This is a genomic window from Rhodococcus gannanensis, from assembly GCF_042681175.1.
GTDB lineage: Bacteria > Actinomycetota > Actinomycetes > Mycobacteriales > Mycobacteriaceae > Rhodococcus_G > Rhodococcus_G gannanensis.
Map to the genome: position 1 here is coordinate 47,482 of NZ_JBHUFB010000006.1, position 22,323 is coordinate 69,804.

The window sequence follows — 22,323 nt, forward strand, 5'->3', positions numbered from 1 at the left end:
GGCCTTCCGCATGCGGAAGGCCCCCATCACTCGTTCTTCACCGTTCTGCCCTCGACATGACACCGCCGCGACGCCCCGCCGCAGGGTGCGGAGTCGACGCTTCGAGCCATGAGCGCCTCCGAGGCCACGGCCCCGAACCCGCCCGACGCCCTCACCGCCCGATACCGCGTGCTCCTCTCCTCGGACCGCGAACACCGCGAGGCCGCGCAACGGCTGCGGCACACCGTGTTCGCCGCCGAGCCGGGGTTCCGGCTCGATCCCTCGTCCGGTGACCGCGACGTCGACCCCTTCGACGAGTTCTGCGAGCATCTGCTCGTGCGGGACGAGCACCTCGACGAGACCGTCGGCTGCTACCGGATCCTCACCCCCGACGCCGCCCGTGCCGCAGGCGGCCTCTACACCGCGACCGAGTTCGACGTCAGCGCCCTCGACCCGCTGCGGGACCAGCTCGTCGAGCTGGGCCGGGCGTGTGTGCACCCCGACCACCGGACCGGCGCGGTCCTCGGCTTGATGTGGGCGGGCATGCTCAACTTCCTCGACCTGACCGGGCACCGCTGGGCGATGGGCTGCGTGTCGGTGCCGATGCAGCTCGATCCCGCGGAACTGCCCGGCGCGAATGTGCGTGGCGTCCGGGACCTGCTCCTGGACCGGCACGCCGGGCCGAACGAGCGGCGTGTCCACCCACTGCGCCCGGTGCCCGACATCGACCTGCTGCCCGCACCCGCGAAGCCGGTGCTTCCGCCGCTGCTGCGCGGTTACCTGCGGCTCGGCGCGAGCATCTGCGGACAGCCCGCGCACGACCCGGACTTCGGTGTCGCCGACTTCGTGGCCCTGCTCGGCATGGGCGAGGCGGACCAGCGGTACCTGTCGCGCCTGCGGTCGATGGCGTCCTCGCTGGTGGTGGCCTGATGAGTCACGCCTGGATGCCGCACAGTCCCTGCGGTGACGGCTGCCTCGGCGTGGCCTCCGACCGTGCAGCGGTGGCCAGGATCGCCCTGCGCGGGGTCGGACTGATCGGAGTGGCGCTGACGTTGCCGTTGCTTCCCGTGGCCGCCGTGCTGCCGCGTCGCCGGCGGGCGGTTCTGCACCGCGGTTATGCCCGCGCCGCGCTCCGGGCCCTCGGCGTCCGGTTGCACGTCGACGACGAACGCGAGCCGCAGGTTTCGGACGGGCGCGGGCGGCTCGTCGTGGCCGGGCACGTGTCGTGGCTCGACGTCCTCGTCCTCGGTGCAGTGGTCCCCGGACAGTTCGTCGCTCGCGGCGACCTGCTGCAGTGGCCCTTCCTGGGGTCGGTGGCACACAGGATGGGGGTCGTGCCCATCGATCGCGACCGGCTCCGGGAGTTGTCCGGGGTGGTCGACGAGGTGGCCGAACGGCTGCGGACCGGGCAGCGCATGGTCGCCTTTCCGGAGGGCACCACGTGGTGCGGCCGCGCCACCGGACGGTTGCGTCCGGCACTGTTCCAGGCGGCGATCGACGCAGATGCCCTGATCGAACCGGTCGAACTGCGCTATCTGGGCGTCGACGGCTCCGTCGAGACGGGCGTGTGCTTCGTCGGTGACCAGACGTTGCTGCAGAGTCTGCGGCGGACCGTCGGGCTGCGGCAGGTCGAGGCGAGGGTACGTCTGGCCCCGCATCAGGAGCCGGGTTCGGACCGCCGAGAGCTCGCGGCCCGCTGCGAGGACCTGGTGCACGGCTCGGCCCGCGACACCCGGGAGGCGGAGGCGATTCTCGCCCGGACCGTGTCGGATGCGGTGCCCGCCGGTCGGTGACACGCCCCACAGGCGGGTTCCCCGGGTCCGGTCGCCGTCCGGACCGGTCCCGACGACGGGTTATCCTGGTCACGACATGACTTCGTCCCACCTGCACTCCGCCGGAGACCGCGTCGATTCGGCGCGGTCCGCCGTGGTGTATCTCGACCACGCCGCGACCACGCCGATGCTGCCGGAGGCGATCGCCGCGATGGCCGAGGCCCTCGCGACGGTGGGTAACGCGTCTTCCCTGCACGGATCGGGTCGCGCGGCCCGTCGCCGCGTCGAGGAGTCCCGCGAGTCCATCGCCGCCGACCTCGGTGCCCGCCCCTCGGAGGTGATCTTCACCTCCGGCGGCACGGAATCCGACAATCTCGCCGTCAAGGGCATCTACCTGGCGCGCCGCGATGCCGATCCGCGCCGCCGCCGGATCGTCACCAGTCCCGTCGAGCACCATGCCGTCCTCGACGCGGTCGAATGGCTGGCGAAGCACGAGGGAGCGGAGATCGCCTGGCTTCCCGTCGACGAGCAGGGCGCGGTGAACCCCGCCGACCTGCGCCGAGAACTCGCGGAGCATGCCGCGGAGACGGCGCTGGTCACCGTGATGTGGGCGAACAACGAGGTCGGGACGATCATGCCGATCGCGGACCTGGCCGCGGTGGCCGCCGAATTCGCCGTCCCGATGCACAGCGACGCGGTGCAGGCCGCGGCGCAGATTCACGTGGACTTCGCCGCGAGCGGACTGTCTGCATTGAGCGTCGCCGCGCACAAGTTCGGCGGTCCGCACGGATCGGGTGCGCTGCTCCTCGGGCGGCAGGTGCCGTGCGTGCCACTGGTGCACGGCGGCGGCCACGAGCGCGATCTGCGGGCAGGCACACTCGACACGGCCGCGGTGGTCGCGACCGCGACCGCGCTGCGGGCGGCGGTCGCGGACCGCGAGCGCACCGCCGGCGAGCTGATTCGACTGCGGGACAAGCTGATCGACGGTGTGCGGGAGCTCGTTCCGGACGCCGTGCTGAACGGAGCTGTCGGCACGCGCCGGCTTCCGGGCAACGCGCACTTCACCTTTCCCGGTTGCGAGGGCGATTCGCTGCTGATGCTGCTCGATGCGGCGGGCATCGAGTGCTCGACCGGGTCGGCCTGCACCGCCGGAGTCGCGAGTGCGAGCCACGTCCTGCTCGCGATGGGGGTCGATTCGCCGGTGGCGCGGGGATCGCTGCGATTCTCGCTCGGGCACACCTCGACCGACGCCGACGTCGACGCGCTGCTGGCGGCGCTGCCGCAGGTCGTCGAGCGGGCTCGTGCCGCCGGACTGGCGGGCGCGGGATCGCGTCGGATCCAGAGCGCAGGAGGAACACGCTGATGCGGGTACTGGCGGCAATGAGTGGCGGTGTGGACTCGGCGGTGGCCGCGGCACGCGCCGTCGAGGCCGGGCACGAGGTGGTCGGTGTGCACCTGGCACTGTCCACGGCTCCGGGCACCCTGCGCACCGGCTCGCGCGGCTGCTGCTCCAAGGAGGACGCGGGCGACGCTCGCCGCGCGGCCGACGTCCTCGGAATCCCTTTCTACGTCTGGGATTTCGCGGACCAGTTCAAGGAAGACGTCATCGACGACTTCGTGGCGGCCTACGCTGCGGGCGAGACGCCCAACCCGTGCCTGCGCTGCAACGAGAAGATCAAGTTCGCCGCCCTCGCGGACCGGGCGATCGCGCTCGGGTTCGACGCCGTCGTCACCGGCCACTACGCGCAGCTCGAGGACGGTGTGCTGCGGCGCGCGGTCGACGCGGACAAGGACCAGTCGTACGTGCTGGGCGTGCTGACCGCGCAGCAGCTCTCGCGGGCGATGTTCCCGGTCGGGGACACCCCGAAGCCGCAGATCCGGGTCGAGGCGGCGGAGCGTGGTCTCGCGGTCGCGGACAAGCCCGACAGCCACGACATCTGCTTCATCCCGTCCGGTGACACGCGTGCGTTCCTCGGCGCGAAGATCGGCGTCCGGCCTGGGAAGGTCGTCGACGCCGACACCGGTGTCGAACTTGCCGATCACGACGGTGTGCACGGCTTCACCATCGGTCAGCGCAAGGGCCTCGGCGTCGAGGGCCCCGCCGCCGACGGACGGCCCCGCTACGTCACCGCCATCGAGCCCGAGACCGGGACCGTGAAGGTCGGTTCGGCGGAGCGGTTGCAGGTACGGACGATTCGGGCCGACCGCCCGATCTGGACGTCGGGTTCCGCACCCGAGGGGCCGATCGAGTGCACCGTGCAGGTCCGTGCGCACGGTGGTCTCGCGGACGCGGTCGTCGAGGAGGTCGGCGGGCGCCTGGACATCCGGTTGCGTGAGCCGCTGACCGGCGTGGCCCGCGGACAGGCCGTGGTGCTGTACCGCAAGGACGCCGCCGGTGACGTCGTGCTCGGCAGCGGGACGATCGCCGGTACCGAGGCCGAATCGCGTTGACGGAGAAGTCCTTTCCCGTCGGTATCGCGACGGGGGTCGGCTCCTGGCCGACCGACGACGCCCGCGAGGCCGCCACGATCGTGGTCGGCGAACTGCCGCAGTTGCCGCATCTCGTCGAGCTGCCCGGACGCGGACTCGGCGCCGACATGATCGGTCGCGCCGCCGCGCTCCTCGTCGACCTCCCGCTCGACACCTCCACCACCGGCTACCGCGTCGCTCAGCGACCGGGCCCCGTCACCCGGACCGCCCGAGACCTCCTCGCCCGCGACCTCGACGCGCTGGAGGAGGCGTGGGAGGTGGCCGGTCGGCGCGGCACCGACCAGCCGGTGAAGGTGCAGGCGGTCGGACCGCTGACGCTGGCCTCCCAGGTCGAGTTGTTCGGCGGGCATCGTGCCCTCACCGATCACGGCGCACTGCGCGACCTCGCCGAGTCGCTCGCCGAGGGGGTGCGCGCCCACGTCGCCGAGGTCGAACGTCGCCTCGGCTCCCCGGTGCTCGTGCAACTCGACGAGCCCGGACTACGTGAGGTGCTCGACGGCTCGCTGTCCGGGGTGTCGATCCTGCAGGCGCCGCGCGCCCTGCCCGAACCCGAGGCTCTCGCGGTCGTGCAGTCCGTGATCGAGGCGATCGACGTCCCCGTTCTCGTGCACTGCTGCGCGGCCGCACCGCCGCTCGACCTGCTGCGCCGCAGCGGCGCCGAGATGATCGGCGTCGACGTCACCGCGTTGACGGTTGCCGACCTCGACGGGATCGGGGAGATCCTCGAAGCGGGCCTTCCGCTCGCTCTGGGCCTGGTCCCGACCACCCCGCCCGAACGGGCGCCGGGCTGGCGTGACCTCGCACGCCCTGCCGTCACGCTCGTCGACCGCCTCGGCTTCCCGCGCCGCACTCTCGCAGAGAGGGTGCTCGTCACCCCGACCTGCGGTCTCGCGGGTGCGGGTGCCGACTGGTCGCGCCGGGCGCTGCGCAGCGCATCCGAGCTCGCCCGGGCATTCGCGGACGGCGCCGAGTTCGACTGACCGGCTCGGTCCCACCCCGATCGTAGAGTGACGTCATGACCGAGTCGCCGGACGAATCGCTCGACCCCGCTGTGCGGACCTACCTGGATGGTGTGACGCATCGTGTCCGCCGCCGCGACGCGGACACCCTGCTCGCGCTCATGACGCGGGTGACGGGGGAACCAGCCGCGATGTGGGGGCCGTCCATCGTCGGCTTCGGGACGTACCACTACAAGTACGCGAGCGGGCGTGAGGGCGACGCCCCGGCCGCGGGCTTCTCGCCTCGGAAAACGGCGTCGGTGATCTACCTGAACGACGGGATCGACGCGCATCGGGAACTCGTCGAGCGGCTGGGAGGGCACACCTCCGGCGTCGGATGTCTGTATCTCAAGGACCTCGAGAGGATCGACCTCGACGTGCTCGAACAGCTCGTGGGCGGGTCCTACGCGGCGCTCACCGCGGGCACGTTCGGGCAGCGGGCGAGGGAGGGTGGCTCCGGCGACTGACACTCCGGAGGTGTCGGTGAGCTGGGATAGCCTTTCCCTCGTGACCGAGAACGTGGCGGCGACGGCCGAGGAACGCGACGAGTGGCAGCGTCTCGCGGAGGAGGTTCGCGAGCACCAGTTCCGCTACTACGTCAAGGACGCGCCGATCGTCTCGGACGGCGAGTTCGACGCGCTGCTGCGGCAGCTCACGGACCTCGAGGAGCGTCGGCCGGACCTGCGGACCCCGGACTCGCCGACCCAGCTCGTCGGCGGCGGATTCGCGACGGAGTTCACCGCCGTCGACCACCTGGAGCGAATGCTCAGCCTGGACAACGTGTTCGACGAGTCCGAGTTGCGCACCTGGATCTCCCGGGTGGAGGCCGAGGTGGGTGGTCGCTCCGCAGGCTCCGCTCCGGCGACGGGCCCTGACCTGCACTACCTGTGCGAGGTGAAGATCGACGGTGTCGCGCTGAACCTGGTGTACGAGAACGGGCGGCTCGTGCGGGCCGCCACCCGGGGTGACGGCCGCACCGGCGAGGACGTCACCCTCAACGCCCGCACTATCGACGACATCCCACACGTCCTGACCGGTACGGACGACTACCCGATCCCGGCGCTGCTGGAGGTGCGCGGCGAGGTGTTCTTCCGGCTGGAGGACTTCGAGGCGCTGAACGCCTCGCTCGTCGCCGAGGGCAAGGCGCCGTTCGCCAATCCCCGTAACTCCGCGGCCGGGTCGCTGCGACAGAAGAACCCGGCGGTCACCGCGAAGCGTCGGCTGGGCATGATCTGCCACGGCATCGGCCGCACCGAGGGATTCGATCCGGTCAGCCAGCACGACGCGTACACGGCACTCGCCGCGTGGGGACTGCCCGTGTCCACTCACACCGCGCGGGTGCAGGGCGCCGACGCGGTGGTCGAGCGCGTCGCCTACTGGGACGAACACCGGCACGACGTCGAGCACGAGATCGACGGCCTGGTCGTCAAGGTCGACGAGATGTCGCTGCACCGCAGGCTCGGTGCGACGTCGCGGGCGCCGCGCTGGGCCATCGCCTACAAGTACCCGCCCGAGGAGGCGACGACCAAGCTCCTCGACATCCGGGTCAGCGTCGGTCGCACCGGCCGAGTGACCCCGTTCGCGTACATGGAGCCGGTCACCGTCGCCGGATCCACCGTCTCGCTCGCGACGCTGCACAACGCCTCCGAGGTGGTGCGGAAGGGCGTGCTCATCGGCGACACCGTCGTGATCCGCAAGGCCGGTGAGGTGATTCCCGAGGTGCTCGGCCCGGTGGTCGACACCCGGGACGGCACCGAACGTGCCTTCGTGATGCCGACGCACTGCCCCGAGTGCGGCACCGAACTGGCACCGGCGAAGGAGGGCGACGCGGACATTCGCTGCCCCAACCAGCGGTCCTGCCCGGCGCAGTTGCGGGAGAGGGTCTTCCACGTCGCCGGGCGCGGTGCGTTCGACATCGAGGTCCTCGGCTACGAGGCCGCCACGGCGCTCCTCGAGTCGGGCGTCATCCAGGACGAGGGTGACCTGTTCTCGCTCACGGCCGACGACCTGATGCGCACCGCGCTCTTCACCACCAAGGCCGGAGCCCTGTCGGCGAACGGCAAGCGTCTGCTCGACAACCTCGACTCGTCGAAGTCGAAGCCGCTGTGGCGGGTGCTGGTCGCGCTGTCGATCCGGCACGTCGGACCGACCGCGGCCCGGGCGCTGGCGTCGGAGTTCGCGAGCCTCGAACGGATCGAGGCGGCCTCGGTGGACGAGCTGGCCGCCGTCGACGGCGTCGGTGGCACAATCGCGGCTGCGGTCGTCGAGTGGTTCGCCGTCGACTGGCACCGGGAGATCGTCGAGAAGTGGCGCGCGGCAGGCGTGTCCATGGAGGACGAGCGGGACGAGTCGATCGACCGCAACCTCGAGGGGCTGTCGATCGTGGTGACCGGATCGCTGGAGGGCTTCACCCGCGACGGCGCGAAGGAGGCGATCCTCCAGCGCGGCGGCAAGGCCGCCGGGTCGGTGTCGAAGAAGACCGCCTTCGTCGTCATCGGTGACGCGCCGGGATCGAAGGCGGACAAGGCGGAACAGCTCGGGGTTCCGATCCTCGACGAGGCGGGCTTCGTGCGGCTTCTCGAGGGCGGTCCCGAGGCGGTGTCCGAGCCCGGATCCGAGTAGACGCACGACCTCACGGGGGTCTTCCAGCCGTGGTGAACATCACGCCCGGGGCGTCGGTGAGAGCAGTTGCCTGCCTGTGTCCTGAACCGGTCGGAGTCGGGAAATCCCTGCTCACCGGCACGTTCGACGAGGGTGTGCGGTAGCTGCAGATGAGCCGACCGGCTCGCTCGCGCCTGATACCACGGGCTTGAGCGGATCGCGAGCCGCCTGCGATAGTGACGCCATGATCACGATCCGCCCCGTCGAGCCCACCGACTTCGACGTCGTCGCCGACCTGACCGTCGAGTCCTACGTGAGCGGTGGCTTCGTCGCGGAGGCGAGCGCCTACGTCCAGCGTCTGCGGGACACCGCCGGACGGTCCGACCAGGCGGAGGTTCTCGTCGCCGAGCTCGACGGCGAGGTCGTCGGATCGGTCACCATCGCGGAGCCGGGTACCCCGTTCTCGGACGTCGCGACGGACGGCGAACTCGAGTTCCGCATGCTGGCGGTGTCCCCGGCGGCCCGCGGCAAGGGCGCGGGGTCGGCGCTCGTCCGTCACTGCCTCGACGCGGCCTACGACCGCGGCCTGCATGCCGTGGTCATCTCGACGGAACCGGAGATGGTCGAGGCCCGGCGCATCTACGACCGCAACGACTTCGTGCACATCCCGGAACGCGACTGGGAGCCGGTCCGCGGTATGGCGCTCACCGTGCTGGTCCGCGAGATCGTCTGACCGAGCCCGGGCTCGGCGGGGTGGACGAACGTCAGCCCAGGACGGTTGCGACGATGCCGGCGAGGTAGCCGAGTCGAGCGAGTTCGGACGGCCGGAACTCGGGGCCGCCGGAACGCCCGAGGAGGAGAACCCGGCCGGAATCGCCGAGCGGCGCCGCGGCGAGGGTGGTGTCCATGTCCTTCCAGACGTCGGGCACCCAGTCGGCGCCGCCGTCGAGGATCGTGGGCTTCTCCAGCGGCATCCACGGCACGTCGCCGGCGTGTGTCTCCGGCGCGCCGACGCTGCCCGCGACCCGGAACGCCCCGTGCGGGCCGATGCCGGCAACGATCGACCAACTCACCCGGAGCACGCGGGCGGCACCGTCGACGAGGACCTGCATCCGGTCGTCGTGCGCGGTCGCGACCTGGTCGATCAGCTCCAGCTCGCGGTGGGTGTCGAGCAGCCCGGTGTACGGCCGTATCGAGTCGACCCGCACACCGTTCAACGCCTCGGCCGCCGTGAGGAGGGTGTCGGGCAGCGACCCGTGCGCCAACTCGACGACGAGGTCGTCGACCGCGTAACCGTCGCCCCGCTCGACGACGTCGAGGGAGAGGATGTCCGCGCCGACCGAGCCGAGCGCGACGGCGAGCGAGCCCAGGCTGCCAGGTCGGTCGGGTAGCTGGACACGCAGTAGGTATGACACGGAGATCCTTCTGTCGCGGGTCGGTTGGGCGCGGGCGTGCGGGGGGCCGAGGCTCCCGCGGCGACCATCCTTCCACTCCCGGCTCGTTGCCGTGTCCGCGAATCCGAAGTGCGCGCACGGAAATCCCAGCTCGCTCCGAAAATCGTCATGCACTCGACACGTGCGCGTCCCGGCCCGGAAACGAACGGCCCCGGTGCGGAGCGCGATGCGTCGACAGCGCTGGGTGCGAGGCGGCAGGCGGCAGCCGATAGGCTGGAGCGCATCGTGCTTCGCCGACCTGAAAGGGGCCCACGGGTGCCTGCCATCTCCCGCGACGAGGTAGCCCACCTCGCCCGGCTGTCCCGGCTCGCGCTGTCCGACGAGGAACTCGACGAGTTCGCCGGTCAGCTCGACTCGATCCTCAGCCACGTCAAGGCTGTCGCAGAGGTCGCCACCGACGACGTGCCGCCCACCGCGAATCCGAACGCCATCACCAACGTGGTCCGCCCCGACGTCGTCGTCCCCGGACTCTCGCCGGAGCAGGCGCTGTCCGGTGCCCCCGCCGTCGAGCAGGACCGCTTCGCCGTCCCGCAGATCCTCGGAGAAGAGCAGTGACCGACCTGACCGCGCTCGACGCGGCCTCTCTCGCCACCAAGATCCACACCCGCGAGGTCTCGTCCGTCGAGGTCACCCAGGCGCACCTGGACCGCATCGCGGCCGTCGACGGCGAGTACAACGCCTTCCTGCACGTCTCCGGCGAGGCCGCCCTCGCTGCGGCGAAGCAGGTCGACGACGCGCTGGCCGCGGGCCAGGCCCCGGCCTCGCCGCTCGCCGGTGTGCCGCTCGCGCTCAAGGACGTGTTCACCACGACGGATGCGCCGACCACCTGCGGATCGAAGATCCTCGAGGGCTGGGTCGCCCCGTACGACGCCACCCTCACCACCAAGCTGCGCGAGGCCGGCATCCCGGTGCTCGGCAAGACGAACATGGACGAGTTCGCCATGGGCTCGTCGACCGAGAACTCGGCGTACGGCCCGACCCGAAACCCGTGGGACACCACCCGCATCCCCGGCGGCTCGGGCGGTGGCAGCGCGGCGGCGCTCGCGTCGAACCAGGCGCCACTGGCGATCGGCACCGACACCGGCGGATCGATCCGCCAGCCCGCGGCGGTCACCGCGACGGTCGGCACCAAGCCGACCTACGGCACCGTGTCCCGATACGGGCTGGTCGCGTGCGCGTCCTCGCTGGACCAGGGCGGCCCGTGCGGTCGGACGGTGCTCGACACCGCCCTGCTGCACGAGGTGATCGCCGGGTACGACCCGCGCGACTCCACGTCCATCGACGCGCCGGTGCGCCCGGTCGTCGAGGCCGCCCGGCAGGGTGCGACCGGTGACCTGAAGGGTCTGAAGGTCGGTGTTGTCAAGGAACTGCACTCCGACAGCTACCAGCCCGGCGTGATCGCGTCCTTCGACGCCGCCGTCGCGCAGCTGAAGGAACTCGGGGCCGAGGTCGTCGAGGTGTCCTGCCCGAGCTTCGAGTACGCGCTGGCGTCCTACTACCTGGTGCTGCCCAGTGAGGTGTCGTCGAACCTGGCTCGTTTCGACGCGATGCGCTACGGCATGCGCGTCGACGACGGCAACATGAGCGCCGACCAGGTGATGGCCGCGACCCGCGCCGCGGGCTTCGGCAAGGAGGTCAAGCGGCGCATCATGATCGGCACCTACGCGCTGTCCTCGGGCTACTACGACGCCTACTACGGTTCGGCGCTCAAGGTCCGCACCCTGATCGCGCGCGACTTCGACGCCGCCTACGAGAAGGTCGACGTGCTCGTCTCGCCGACGAGCCCGTTCACCCCGTGGAAGCTGGGCGAGAAGGTCGACGACCCGCTCGCGATGTACCTGTCCGACCTGTGCACCCTGCCGACCAACCTGGCCGGGCACTGCGCGATCTCGGTCCCGTCGGGCGTGTCCGCTGACGACGGTCTGCCCGTCGGCCTGCAGATCATGGCACCGGCCCTGGCCGACGAGCGGCTGTACCGGGTCGCCGCCGCCTACGAGGTGGCCCGCGGGCCGATCACCCGCTGACGAAGGCTCCGCCACGAGCGGCGCGGGGGACTCCGGTCCCGCGTGCCGCTCGTGGCGTTTTCGCTCGACCGAGGTGGCGGCGGCGTTAGGCTCCGACCGTGACAACGGTGTCGGTGTGAGGGGGCCGGGGAACATGGCGCAACCGTCGATCACGATCGTGGGAGCCGGATTCGGCGGCCTCGCGCAGGCGATCGCACTCCGTCGCGCCGGGTTCCGCGACGTGACGATCCTCGAACGTGGCGACGACGTCGGCGGGGTGTGGCGCGCCAACACGTACCCCGGTGCGGCGTGCGATGTTCCGTCGCCGCTCTACTCCCTGTCCACCGATCCCAATCCCGACTGGCCCCGGCGCTACGCCGAGCAACCCGACATCCTCGACTACCTTCGCGGCGTCGCGGATGCGCACGGCATCCGCGAGCAGATCCGGTTCGGGGTGGCGGTCCGCGAGGCCGTGTTCGACGAGCAGGGCAACCGCTGGACGCTCACCACCGCGGACGGGGAACGGATCGACACCGACGTCCTGATCAGCGCGGTCGGACAGCTGTCCCAGCCGTCGGTCCCCGACATCGACGGGCGGGACACGTTCCGTGGGGCGGTGTTCCACTCGGCGGAGTGGAACCACGACGTCGACCTCACCGGCAAGCGGGTCGCGGTGATCGGGACCGGCGCCAGCGCGATCCAGTTCATTCCCGCCATCGCCCCGAAGACCGGGCACCTCAGCGTGTTCCAGCGGTCGGCGGCATGGGTGGTCTCGAAACCCGACAGCGTGTTCGGGGAGCGGCGCCGTCGCCTGTTCCGTGCGGTCCCCGCGACCCTGGGGGCGGAACGGCTCGGCACGTGGATGTACTTCGAGGGCATCACCTTCGCGCTGCGGATGCGGATGATGGGTGCGTTCACCCGGGCGCTGTCGCGTCGCCACCTGCGCCGTCAGGTCGCGGACCCGGCGCTGCGTGCGGCGCTCACCCCCGACTACGAACCGTGGTGCAAGCGGCTGCTGTTCTCCGACGACTACTACCCGGCGCTGGCCCGTGACAACGTGTCGCTCGTCGTCGACCGGATCGACGGCCTCGAACCGGAGGGGGTCCGGACGGCGGACGGCGCACTGCACCCGGTCGACGTCGTCGTCTTCGGAACCGGTTTCGCGGCAACCGATTTCCTCGCCCCGATGGAGGTGCGAGGACGAGCCGGTCGGTCGCTCTCCGAGGCATGGGTGAAGGGCGCGCACGCCTACCTCGGCATCAGCACCGCCGGCTTTCCCAACCTCTTCATGATGTACGGGCCGAACACCAACCTCGGGTCGGGATCCATCGTGTACATGCTCGAATCCCAGGCCCGTCACATCACCGGGCTGGTGTCCTGGCTCGCCGACAACCCGGGGTCCGCGGTCGAGGTCGATGCCGCCGTGGAGGACCGGTTCAACGCCGCGATCCAACGCGAACTCGACCGCTCCGTGTGGAGCAGATGTTCGAGCTGGTACCGGAACTCCTCCGGGACCGTCACCACGAACTGGCCGGGCAACGTCAGCACGTACCGCCGCCGCACGCGTCGCGTCGACCGGGCCGACTACCGGCTCAGAGCCTCGAAGAGCCCCCGCACGTAGGCGGCCTGGCCGACGTGCTGCAGACAGTCGCCGATCACGCTGACCAGGCGGACGGACACCGTGACGGGCGGGTCCCAGCGGCGGTCGACGATGCGGTCGAGTTCACCGACGGTCAGTTCGTCGACGTATTCGAGAGTCGCCAGGTGGACGTCGCCGTGGTAGTCGGCGAGCAACTGCGCGTCCGCGTGTACCGCCGCGACGTCGGCGCTGCTGTGCCCGTACCCGATGTCGGCGGCGGGGAAGGGGAGTGCGAACCGCTCTCGCCAGCCGCGTGAGGTCCAGGCCCGTTCCACGTCCGCGGCATCGCTCACGTGGTCGTCCTGGACACGGGTCAGATGCCAGACCAGCCAGGCGATCGAGTTCGCTTCCGGGCCGGGACGGTAGTCGGACATCTGCGGCGTCAGGCCGTCCGTGACCGCGACGACCAGTTCCCGGACCCGCTCGAAGTGGTCCCGGAGGATCTCGCGGGCCGCGCCCGCGTCCACCGGCAGGCTCACGGCGCTGCCGCTGCGGCGACGTTCACCATCGTCGCGTTCACCGCGGCGTTGCCGGTGAAGGTGTCCGTCACCTTCGGATCGTGCAGCAGGTTGACGTTCGCGCCCGGGTGCGCGGCCGCCGTCGCCCACCCGACGCCTTTCTCGTCGTGCCCCCATCCGTGCGGGATCGCGACGGTGCCGACGCGGATCTCGTCGCTCACCTCCACCGGAACGTCGATGCTGCCGATCCGGGAGCGGACCGTCACCGGCTGTCCGTCGACGAGCGCTCGGGACGCCGCGTCGTCGGGGTGCATCAGCACCGTGCAGCGGTCACGGCCCTTCACCATCGTCGGGATGTTGTGCAGCCACGAGTTGTTCGACCGCAGGTGCCTGCGGCCGATCAGACGCAGGTCGAACTCGCCGCCGGTCTCGTCGTCACCGCCGGCCACGAGCCGCAGGGCCTCCTCGACGAGCTCAGGCGGCGCCAACTGCACGCGCCGGTCCGGCGTCGAGATCAGCGTCGACAGCCGCGACTCCAGCGGTCCGAGGTCCACCCCTCCCGGGGTGCGCCTGATCCGCCCCAGGGTCAGACCGCGGCGTCCGCGCCGCAGAACCCCGTGCGGCCCGGTGGCGACACCGACCGCCGCCAGCCGCAGGGGGCTGAACACGTCGACGAGTCGGCGCAGCGGACGGGTGAGCAGTGTTCGCAGCGGCACGGGCAGGATCTCGACGAGGATTCCGGCCATGATCTGCCAGTCCTCCAGGGCACCGGGAGCAGGTTCCACCGCACGGGCGTTGTAGCGCGCATTGTTGCGGACGGAGAAGACCGGGAACAGCAGGTCGAACTCTTCCCGCTCGAGATGGGAGGTCGGGGGCAGGACGAGGTCCGCGTGCCGGGACGTCTCGGTGAGGTACATGTCCACGGCGACGAAGAAGTCCAGGTTCTCCAGCGCCTCGTCGAGCCGTCCCGCCTGCGGGGTGGACAGCACCGGGTTGCCGGCGTAGGTGATCAGCGCGCGGACCGGGCCGGGCGAGGTGCCGTCGCCGAGGATGTCGTCGGCGAGTCCGACGACCGGCAGTTCGGTGCGGAACGCCTTGCGTTCACCGCGGCTGTCGGACCACAGCCCGTAGCCGGAGCCGAGCCTGCGGAGCATCCGGGCCGCGTCGACGGGCGGTGTCGCGAACATCTGACCGCCGGGCCGATCCAGGTTCGCGGTGACCGCGTTGAGAGTGTTGACCAGCCAGTGGGTGAGGGTGCCGGTGACGTGATGGCAGACCCCGATCCGGGCGTATGCGACTGCGGACGGTGCGTCGCGGTGCTGTCGTGCGAGCCGCCGGATCACGTCGGCGTCGACACCCGACCGCGGCGCCATCGCTTCCGGCGTGCACGGCGCGACCAGCTCCGCGAGCTCGTCCCAGCCGGAGACGTCGACGGGACCACGTGGGGGATGCGCGCCGTCGGCGAAGATCGTGTGCAGCATGCCGAGCAACAGGTACGGGTCGCCGCCGGGCCGGATCGCGACGTGCTCGTCGGCGAGTCGGGCGGTCTCGGTCCGCCGAGGGTCGACGACGACGACGCTGCCGCCGCGACGACGTACGTCGCGGATGCGCCCGCGCGCGTCGGGCATCGTCGTGATCGAGCCGTTCGACACCGCCGGGTTGGCGCCCAGGATCAGGAGCCGGTGCGTGCGGTCGATGTCGGTGATCGGCATCAGCACGTTGGAGCCGAACATCTTCCACGCCGCGAACTCCTGTGGGAACTGGTCGATGGAGGACGCCGAGTAGAAGTGCTTGGTCAGCAGGGCCGCACGCAGTGCCGACCCGTAGATGACGGACGAACTGTGCGCGGCGGGATTGCCCAGGTACATGGCGACCGAGTCGCGGCCGTGACGCTTGCGGACGCGTCGCAGCTCGCTCCCGATCAGCTCGAACGCCTCGTCCCAGCCGATCTCCTCGAATCCGTCGCCGACGCGGCGCATCGGCCGCCGCAGCCGGTCCGGGTCCCGGTGCAGGTCGGCCAGCGCGGTCGCCTTCGGGCAGATGTAGCCGTGCGACAGGACGTCGTCGGGGTTGCCCTCGATCCGGGTGACCCTGTCGTTCTCGACGGTCACGAGAACTCCGCAGTGTGCCTCGCAGAGTGTGCACTGCCTGGCGACGGTCTGCGTGGATTCGGTGTGTGTGGACATGAGCGGGCCCCCTCCGCGGTGTTGTCCGGAAACTAGCACTGCGGAGAGGGCACCGACGTCGTTTTCAACCGGTGGGGGCCGTCAGCTCGATCCGGCAGGCAGCGGCTCGAAGTCCCAGCGGGCGCATCCGTACGTCACGTCGTCGGCGCCGCCCGTGCCGCTGTCGTTGAGAACGCCGTACGAGGTCACGAACGCCCGAGGATTGGCCTCCGAGATCTCGGCGAGCGTGGCGGTGTCGCCCTGGCCGCCATCCAGGCCCCCGATGGCGTTCGTGGACCACCACTGGCCTCCGGTGAGGCTGCTGACGGTCCAGTCGGTCGCGCCCGCACCGCCGTTCGCGGACGGCCACCACACGAGTGTCGTGAATCCACCCGGCTCGTCGGGTCGGTCGGCGCCCTGGATCCGCAGTTGGAAGCTGGTGTACTGGCCCTGGTGCGCGAACGACAGGCTCGCCGGGTCGGCGGCCAGGTCGCGCAGGGGTGTGTTGATCCCCGGGTGGAAGTAGCTGGTTCGCCCTCCTGGTGGTGCGTACATGTCCAGCCAGCCGGTTCCCGACGCCTCATCTCCTTCGGCGAAGCGCGGGGCTCCGGCGTCGAGCGGCAGCCAGCCCCAGGTGGCGATCGGATAGACGTTGGTGTGTATGCACGGGAAGCCGGGCGGCAGCAGCGAAGGTGGGCCCGAACTCTCCGAGCCGCCGTCGAGCGAGCCGCCTGCCGAGCCGTCGCTCTGGGCGGAAGCTGGGGCTGCGAGCGCGAGAAGGACCGCTGCAGCGGCGGATGCCACCGCCGCGGTCCGAGAACTCAAACGTGTCATCGTTTTCTCCCTGTGTTCCGAACGGGTGTGCGTCGAGCTGCGCGACGCTGTCGCATGATCGGGATCAGATCGAGATGTGACGTGAGTGCACCCAAAGTACCAACCAGTCTGGACTTCCGCAGGGTGACACGATGCTCGTGCGCCCTGCATCGTCACGGGCGCGGCGATAGTGTGGCGGCATCCGACCGGCGAACGGGTAGCTGGTGTCACCACACTGCGTGGAAGGCCCCAGATGAGCGCTGCATCCGAAGCCGCCGTTGCTTCTCCGGCGACGCCGTCACGGCCGCCTGTGACAACACGACGCCCGTCGAACGTGGTGTCCAAGGTGATCATGGCGGTGACCGGACTGTTGTTCGGTCTCTTCGTCCTCGCCCAGGTCGGCAACCTCAAGGTGTTCACCGGGGCCGAGCACTTCGACGACTACGCGCACTGGCTGCGTACCGTCCTCGAGGCCCTGTTGCCGTACGAGGGTCTGCTGTGGATTCTGCGCGTCGTCCTGCTCGCCTCGGTGCTCCTGCACGTGTGGTGTGCGGGCGTCCTGACCGTCCGCGCTCGCCGCGCCCGCGGTCCGTTCCGGCGGAAAGGGTTGGGGTGGCGCTCGTTCCCCGCCCGGACCATGCCGGTCACCGGGGTCGTGCTGCTCGCGTTCATCGTCTTCCACATCCTCGACCTGACCACCGGAACGCCCCCGGTGGGTACCGCGGACTACCAACCGGCCACGAACACGGAGAGTTTCGCCTACGCCAACCTGGTCGCGAGCTTCGAGCGCCCGGCCGCGGCCGCGATCCATGTCGTCGCGATGCTCGCGTTGGGTGCGCACCTCGCGCACGGATTGTGGAGTGCGGTCAACGATCTCGGTGTCACCGGGCAGCGGGTGCGGCAGATGTGCCTCGCGCTGTCCGGGATCGTGGCCCTGGTGATCATGCTGGCGAACATCGCGATTCCCGTGGCCGTGCAGATCGGGTGGTGTCGTGAACGAACACGGTGGTGTCGTCGACCTCGATGCACTGCGTTCGCTGGGTGACGCGGTGGACGGAGGAGTGCCGGAGGCGATCCGGCGACGGCGTGGGCGTGTCGGAAACTGGACTACAAGCTGGTCAGTCCCCTCAACCGCCGCAAGTTCACCGTGATCGTCGTGGGGACGGGGCTCGCGTGCGCCGCGGCGCCCGGCGAACTCGGTTACCACGTCGAGTCGTTCACCTTCCACGACGCGCCGCGCCGGGCGCACAGTGTCGCGGCGCAGGGCGGCATCAACGCCGACCGCGCCAGGAAGGTCGACAACGACAGCCTGCGCTTGCCGAGCCCGGTGACGAGGAAGCCCTCGGCGATGAGGAACGAAGCGACGATCAGCCAGATCGTGGTACTGCTGAAGCCCGACAGTGCCTCTTCCGGGGACTCCGACTGCGTGATCATCGCTACGGCCAGTCCCACGATCGCGACGGCGCCCGTCGGTAGTGGCAGCAGGATCAGCGCGATGATGGTGCCGACGAAGATCCCGAGCATGTGCATGCCGTTCGGGTCCACGCCGTCGGGCACCGGCAGGAAATAGACGACCAGGCCGATGACGATCGGGACCACCGCTTCGTACGACCGCTGCACGAGGGACGGTGTCGCCTCGAGCGGCGCCTCGGCCTGCGGGGTCTGCTCGGTCATCGCGGGTCCTCGATTCGACGCAACGGTGCCACGGCTGGGTCGATTGTCCCCCGCGGAGCCTCCGACTTCAGCGCGAGAACCCTCAGGTCAGCAGTGGGGCAACGCCGTTCCCTGATCGGTGCCGTACCGGTGGCCGTGGCCGGGCGCGGAGTCGAGGGACGTCAGCAGATCGACCGTGGTCTGCACGAAGCTCACCACGGGCAGCCATGGGGGTGTCGGCGCGTCGCGGCGGGTGCCGTCCAGTCGCGGCGGCGCCACGAGCAGCCGTGGCGACCAGTGCACGACCGGATCCGACGCGTTGGCGAGGACGGTGGCGCCGCGAGGTGCGGTGACCCCGGCAGGCAGTCCGGCCAGCAGCACCCCGCAGGGCGGATACGCCCCGTCCGCCGCGGCCGCAGCGCCCATCGCACCGAGACTCTGCCCGTAGACGTACACGTTCGGACGAGACGCAGGCGACAGCTGCGACACGTGTTGCGCCACAGCCGAGTACAACGCCCGAGCCGACTCCGCCGCGCTGCGCCGGTCCAGGACGAACGTCGCCCAGCTCGGTGCCGCGGAATACTGCACCGCCACCTCGGCCACGTCGCCGCCGAAGCGTTGCTCGAATCCGGCGAGCGCGTTCGCATCCACCCACCCGGATCCGGTCGGCACGGCGATCACCAGGTTTGACCGGGTGAAGCCGCCCGCGCGGTCGAGTTCCCGGATCGCCAGGCGAACCCGCGACTCGGAATCCGGTGCGCTGTCGAGACCCACATACGTCCGGACCGTCGACGGTGCCGCCGACGCGGTGGCGAACCGTCTGCCCTCGCCCCCGAGCGTCTCCCACGGGGTCAGGGACTCCGCGCTTCCCGAGATCGACGGGGACTGCGGACGCGGCAGCGTCAGACCGGCGGTCGTGTTCCCCGCCGCGGCCGCGCCCGCCGCCGGCCCGATCCAGAACGCGAGTGCGACGGTCGCGGCGAGGACGGAGGCCGTGACGCGGCGTGTGTTGCGGTTGCGGCGCAGTCGGCCGATCCCGGCCCTGCGCAATCGGCGCAGCCCGGCAGCGGTCAGCACCAGCGCCGTCGTGACGGCGGCCGCTCCTGCGAGCACGGCAGGCCAGTACGCAGGCGAGACGGGTGCGGCCCCGGTCGCCTCGCGCAGCCCGCGCTGCCAGTGCCCGGCGAGCAGCAGCGTGGCACCGGTCGCCGCGCCGGCGCACCACACGACGACGCGTCGGACGTCGGAGTCGGAACCGACTGAGTGCGTTCGTCGTTCGGTGACGCGGCGCCACAGTGACGCCACTGCGAGGCCGAGTGCGACGAGGACACCGGTGACGACCGCCTGCACCGCGGCCGACCGCGGCAGCAACGACGGCGCCAGTGACACCGTCGCCGCAGCGGTCACGCAGACGGTGGTCGCGACCCGCGGCGCGGCGAGGACGCGCGGCTCACCGTGGGCGACGACGGCCGTCATGCCGGAACCCCCTGCGTCCGGACGTGTTCGCCGCTCCGGACACCGACGCCGCGACGGAGCGCGGGTCTGCCGCGGCGTGCCACCGCGACACCGGCGAGGAGCACGACGCCCGCGACGGCGGCGTAGCCGGCGACCGGTTCGGGTCGCGGCGCCGCATAGCCCTGGCGCCACGAGTTCGTGTCGACGGCAGTCGCCGCGACGGAGGCGACCACCCGGCAGGAGGCCTGCGTGACCTCGTCGGGACGGGCGGCGCAGGCGGCGTGCAGGCGGTCGTCCAGCTGGCGGTCCAGGCTCTGCCGCGCCCAGGGGCCGAGCTGCTCCCCGGACCGGTCGGCGTAGCGGAGCAAGTCGTAGCCGAGGTCGTGCCCCTGGCACGCCGTGTCGAATTCGCCGGGCAGGGGGACGGGGGACGAGCAGGTGCCCGTCGGGTTCACCAGCATGCCGTCGCGCAGGGCGGGGCGGTAGCCCACCACGTCCCCGAAGTCGTCCGGGACGGCGGCCGCCGCCGCGGCCGGATCGGTGGTGGTCAGTGCGACGATCGCCGTCGCGGCCGGCCCCGTCGGGTGGTCCGATCGTTCTGTCCGGGTGTCCGGTGCCGCCGCTGCCACGGCGGGCAGGGCGGGCGGCGACAGCAGGGCCGTCGTGAACACGATCGCGCATCCGGCCGCCGCCGTCGTCCAGGTCGATTTCCGCATGAGTTCGACGCTAGAAACGGCCTGTACCAGCGAACATCACCCTCGGGCGTGGTTCGCGACCGACGCCTCGGCGGCGCGTCGCGCACCGAACTCACCCTCCGGGAGCAGACCGATCTCACCCCACGGTATGAGGACATTCGACGATGTTGTTCCTACGGTTTTCGGTATGGGTAGGACGAAGAGGGCCGTCGACGCGGGCATGGGACGCGCGGTGGCGGCGGCGCGGCCGCGCGTGCGGAGGCTCGATCGAGGTCAGTGGCTCGACGTCGGCCTCGTGGTGGTGACGGGGATCCTGTTCGCGATCGCCTGGCCGACACTCCAACTGACGCACCACGTTCCCGCAGGCGTGCAACCGGTGATCGCCGGTCTCGCCGCGTTGCCGTTGATGTTGGTTCGGGCGAATCCTGCTCTGGGGTGGGCGATCTCCGCGGCGGGAGCGTTGGTGATCCCCGTCGTCTACGACCGGACGGAGGACTACGACTTCCCGTGGCAAGTCGTCCACGTCATGGTGTTGATGGCGTTGCTGCTCGCGGTGAGCATGCGCTCGCCCCTCGCGGTGGTCGGGGTCGCGTGGGTGTCCACGGCGCTGCTGTTCCTGGCATACGCCCCCGGACAGGACGGCCGCGGGTGGGCGTTCGGCCTGACCGCGCTCGTCGTGTTCGGGCTGCTGATCCGGTGGCTCGTCCTCTCCCGCAGGCAACTCGCCCAGCAGGAGGAGGTGGCCGAGGTCGAACGCGCGCGGCGCGCGATCCTCGAGGAGCGGGCACGGATCGCCCGGGACCTGCACGACGTCGTGGCGCACCACATGTCGCTCGTGGTCGTGCAGGCGCAGAGCGCGCCCTACCGGATCGGCGACCTGCCCGACGAGGCGAAGGCGGAGTTCGACTCGATCGGCGCGACCGCGCGCGAGGCGCTCAACGAGATCCGCGGAATGCTCGGAGTGCTCCGCAGCGACGGACACCTTCCCGAACACGCACCGATGCCTGGCCTCGACCGGATCGACGAGCTGGTCGACGGCAGCAGACGGGCAGGTATGGAGGTGACCGTGGAGCGTGGGCCGATGCCGGTGCTGTCGGATGCGGCGGAACTCACCCTGTACCGGATCGCGCAGGAGTCGCTCTCGAACGCGGCGCGTCACGCCCCGGGCGCCGCCGTACACCTGCACCTCTCCGGTGACGCGGAGTCGACCGTCCTCACCGTCGTCAACAGCGCGGCCCGTGCGACGGCGGGCATCCGCAGCGGTCACCGCGACGCCGCCAGCGGGCACGGCATCACCGGGATGCGGGACCGGGCGGTGTCGATCGGGGGAACCCTCACGGCCGGACCGCGTCCGGACGGAGGATTCGAGGTGCACGCCCGTATTCCGTCGGTGCCCGGCGCCACACGGCCGGAACCGGTCGTCGGTTCCGCCTAGGCTGGCCGGGTGGGGATCACGGTGTTCATCGCGGACGATCAGGCAATGGTGCGGCAGGGCTTCGGTGCCCTGCTCTCCGCACAGCAGGACATCAGCGTCGTGGGCGACGCACCCAACGGCAGGCTCGCCGTCGACGAGGTGCTGCGGCTGCGACCCGACGTCGTGCTGATGGACGTGCGCATGCCGGAGATGAACGGCCTCGAGGCCGCCGAGCGAATCCTGTCCGCCTCGTCCGGCACCCCGATCCGGGTGCTGATGCTCACGACCTTCGACATCGACGACTACGTCTACGAGGCGCTGCGGGTGGGTGCCAGCGGATTTCTGCTGAAGGACGCGCCCGCCGAGGAACTCGTCCGGGCGGTGCGCGTCGTCGCGGCCGGGGAGGCGCTGCTCGCGCCGTCCGTCACCCGGAGGCTCATCGCCGACGTGACCAGCAGGCGCGCCGCACGACGACCCGAATCGGCGCAGCTCGCCGCGCTCACCCCTCGTGAGCGCGAGGTGCTCGAACTCATCGCCCGCGGGCTGTCGAACACGGAGATCGCCGACACCCTGTTCGTCGCGGAACAGACGGTGAAGACACATGTCGGGAAGGTCCTGTCGAAACTCCACCTGCGGGACCGGGCGCAGGCCGTCGTGCTCGCCTACGAAACCGGTGTGGTGACGCCCGCCTGAGATGCCGGGGGCCCGGTGCGGGTGCACTATGGTGACCGACC

The 22,323-nt window shown here is 71.0% G+C and carries 20 protein-coding genes and 2 pseudogenes; 15 read left to right on the forward strand and 7 right to left on the reverse strand.

The window, feature by feature from the left end:
- Positions 1-108: 108 nt before the first annotated feature.
- The 8 genes from ACFSJG_RS03365 to ACFSJG_RS03400 all read left to right on the forward strand — a co-directional run bounded on the left by ACFSJG_RS03365 (position 109) and on the right by ACFSJG_RS03400 (position 8,573).
- Positions 109-909 (forward strand): GNAT family N-acetyltransferase, encoded by an 801-nt coding sequence (locus ACFSJG_RS03365; protein ID WP_378483798.1) that lies wholly within the window; start codon positions 109-111, stop codon positions 907-909.
- A complete protein-coding gene (locus ACFSJG_RS03370; RefSeq protein ID WP_378483799.1) occupies positions 909-1,772 on the forward strand; it encodes a lysophospholipid acyltransferase family protein in 864 nt (287 codons plus the stop codon). Before ACFSJG_RS03365 ends, ACFSJG_RS03370 begins: the two co-directional genes overlap by 1 nt.
- Before the next feature lie 76 nt (positions 1,773-1,848).
- A complete protein-coding gene (locus ACFSJG_RS03375; RefSeq protein ID WP_378483800.1) occupies positions 1,849-3,114 on the forward strand; it encodes a cysteine desulfurase family protein in 1,266 nt (421 codons plus the stop codon).
- Positions 3,114-4,202 (forward strand): tRNA 2-thiouridine(34) synthase MnmA, encoded by a 1,089-nt coding sequence (mnmA, locus tag ACFSJG_RS03380; protein WP_378483801.1) that lies wholly within the window; start codon positions 3,114-3,116, stop codon positions 4,200-4,202. The genes ACFSJG_RS03375 and mnmA overlap by 1 nt, the downstream gene beginning before the upstream one ends.
- Positions 4,199-5,221, forward strand: a complete 1,023-nt coding sequence (locus ACFSJG_RS03385) for a methionine synthase (RefSeq protein WP_378483802.1) — start codon at positions 4,199-4,201, stop codon at positions 5,219-5,221. The genes mnmA and ACFSJG_RS03385 overlap by 4 nt, the downstream gene beginning before the upstream one ends.
- Before the next feature lie 35 nt (positions 5,222-5,256).
- Positions 5,257-5,706, forward strand: coding sequence for a DUF1801 domain-containing protein (locus ACFSJG_RS03390; protein ID WP_378483803.1), 450 nt, complete (start codon positions 5,257-5,259; stop codon positions 5,704-5,706).
- A 40-nt stretch (positions 5,707-5,746) separates the two neighbouring features.
- Positions 5,747-7,861, forward strand: a complete 2,115-nt coding sequence (gene ligA / locus ACFSJG_RS03395) for an NAD-dependent DNA ligase LigA (protein WP_378483804.1) — start codon at positions 5,747-5,749, stop codon at positions 7,859-7,861.
- A gap of 223 nt (positions 7,862-8,084) precedes the next feature.
- A complete protein-coding gene (locus ACFSJG_RS03400; RefSeq protein ID WP_378483805.1) occupies positions 8,085-8,573 on the forward strand; it encodes a GNAT family N-acetyltransferase in 489 nt (162 codons plus the stop codon).
- Between the two features lie 31 nt (positions 8,574-8,604).
- Here the strand turns inward: ACFSJG_RS03400 and ACFSJG_RS03405 are convergent, their stop codons facing one another.
- Positions 8,605-9,255 carry an ACT domain-containing protein gene (locus ACFSJG_RS03405; RefSeq protein ID WP_378483806.1) on the reverse strand — a complete coding sequence of 217 codons (651 nt, stop codon included), beginning with the start codon at positions 9,253-9,255 and terminating at the stop codon, positions 8,605-8,607.
- Positions 9,256-9,549: 294 nt separating this feature from the next.
- Between ACFSJG_RS03405 and gatC the strand changes: the two genes are divergently transcribed.
- The 3 genes from gatC to ACFSJG_RS03420 all read left to right on the forward strand — a co-directional run bounded on the left by gatC (position 9,550) and on the right by ACFSJG_RS03420 (position 12,918).
- Entirely contained in the window at positions 9,550-9,849 is a 300-nt protein-coding gene (gene gatC, locus ACFSJG_RS03410; protein ID WP_378483807.1) for an Asp-tRNA(Asn)/Glu-tRNA(Gln) amidotransferase subunit GatC, read from the forward strand.
- Positions 9,846-11,318, forward strand: coding sequence for an Asp-tRNA(Asn)/Glu-tRNA(Gln) amidotransferase subunit GatA (gene gatA / locus ACFSJG_RS03415; RefSeq protein WP_378483808.1), 1,473 nt, complete (start codon positions 9,846-9,848; stop codon positions 11,316-11,318). The genes gatC and gatA overlap by 4 nt, the downstream gene beginning before the upstream one ends.
- Before the next feature lie 133 nt (positions 11,319-11,451).
- Positions 11,452-12,918 (forward strand): flavin-containing monooxygenase, encoded by a 1,467-nt coding sequence (locus ACFSJG_RS03420; RefSeq protein WP_378483809.1) that lies wholly within the window; start codon positions 11,452-11,454, stop codon positions 12,916-12,918.
- On the opposite strand, the gene ACFSJG_RS03425 is transcribed toward ACFSJG_RS03420, so the two are convergent.
- From ACFSJG_RS03425 to ACFSJG_RS03435, 3 genes are all read right to left on the reverse strand, one after another.
- Positions 12,882-13,409 carry a mycothiol transferase gene (locus tag ACFSJG_RS03425; RefSeq protein ID WP_417716556.1) on the reverse strand — a complete coding sequence of 176 codons (528 nt, stop codon included), beginning with the start codon at positions 13,407-13,409 and terminating at the stop codon, positions 12,882-12,884. The two genes, ACFSJG_RS03420 and ACFSJG_RS03425, sit on opposite strands and share 37 nt — an antisense overlap.
- A gap of 2 nt (positions 13,410-13,411) precedes the next feature.
- The gene (locus tag ACFSJG_RS03430; RefSeq protein ID WP_378483811.1) at positions 13,412-15,580 is read right to left on the reverse strand and encodes a molybdopterin-dependent oxidoreductase; all 2,169 of its coding nucleotides are present in this window, start codon (positions 15,578-15,580) and stop codon (positions 13,412-13,414) included.
- An 81-nt stretch (positions 15,581-15,661) separates the two neighbouring features.
- Positions 15,662-16,393 (reverse strand): hypothetical protein, encoded by a 732-nt coding sequence (locus tag ACFSJG_RS03435; RefSeq protein ID WP_378483812.1) that lies wholly within the window; start codon positions 16,391-16,393, stop codon positions 15,662-15,664.
- A 232-nt stretch (positions 16,394-16,625) separates the two neighbouring features.
- Here ACFSJG_RS03435 and ACFSJG_RS03440 point away from each other — a divergent pair, with 232 nt between their 5' ends.
- Together ACFSJG_RS03440 and ACFSJG_RS03445 are read left to right on the forward strand one after the other, a co-directional pair.
- Positions 16,626-17,417 (forward strand): succinate dehydrogenase cytochrome b subunit, encoded by a 792-nt coding sequence (locus tag ACFSJG_RS03440; protein WP_378483813.1) that lies wholly within the window; start codon positions 16,626-16,628, stop codon positions 17,415-17,417.
- A pseudogene (locus ACFSJG_RS03445) lies at positions 17,401-17,684 on the forward strand (fumarate reductase/succinate dehydrogenase flavoprotein subunit); the annotation flags it as partial. The gene ACFSJG_RS03440 and the pseudogene ACFSJG_RS03445, both read left to right, overlap by 17 nt.
- Here the strand turns inward: ACFSJG_RS03445 and ACFSJG_RS03450 are convergent.
- The 3 genes and pseudogenes from ACFSJG_RS03450 to ACFSJG_RS03460 form a co-directional block, all read right to left on the reverse strand.
- Positions 17,684-18,046, reverse strand: a pseudogene (locus ACFSJG_RS03450) (anion permease); the annotation flags it as partial. The pseudogenes ACFSJG_RS03445 and ACFSJG_RS03450 overlap by 1 nt on opposite strands.
- Before the next feature lie 87 nt (positions 18,047-18,133).
- Positions 18,134-19,501 carry an alpha/beta-hydrolase family protein gene (locus ACFSJG_RS03455; protein WP_378483814.1) on the reverse strand — a complete coding sequence of 456 codons (1,368 nt, stop codon included), beginning with the start codon at positions 19,499-19,501 and terminating at the stop codon, positions 18,134-18,136.
- Positions 19,498-20,196, reverse strand: a complete 699-nt coding sequence (locus ACFSJG_RS03460; protein ID WP_378483815.1) for a hypothetical protein — start codon at positions 20,194-20,196, stop codon at positions 19,498-19,500. The genes ACFSJG_RS03455 and ACFSJG_RS03460 overlap by 4 nt, the downstream gene beginning before the upstream one ends.
- A 199-nt stretch (positions 20,197-20,395) precedes the next feature.
- Here ACFSJG_RS03460 and ACFSJG_RS03465 point away from each other — a divergent pair, with 199 nt between their 5' ends.
- Both ACFSJG_RS03465 and ACFSJG_RS03470 read left to right on the forward strand, forming a co-directional pair.
- On the forward strand, positions 20,396-21,610 hold the full coding sequence (locus ACFSJG_RS03465) for a sensor histidine kinase (RefSeq protein ID WP_378483857.1): 1,215 nt from the start codon (positions 20,396-20,398) through the stop codon (positions 21,608-21,610).
- Between the two features lie 9 nt (positions 21,611-21,619).
- A complete protein-coding gene (locus tag ACFSJG_RS03470) occupies positions 21,620-22,282 on the forward strand; it encodes a response regulator (protein WP_378483816.1) in 663 nt (220 codons plus the stop codon).
- Positions 22,283-22,323 lie beyond the last annotated feature (41 nt).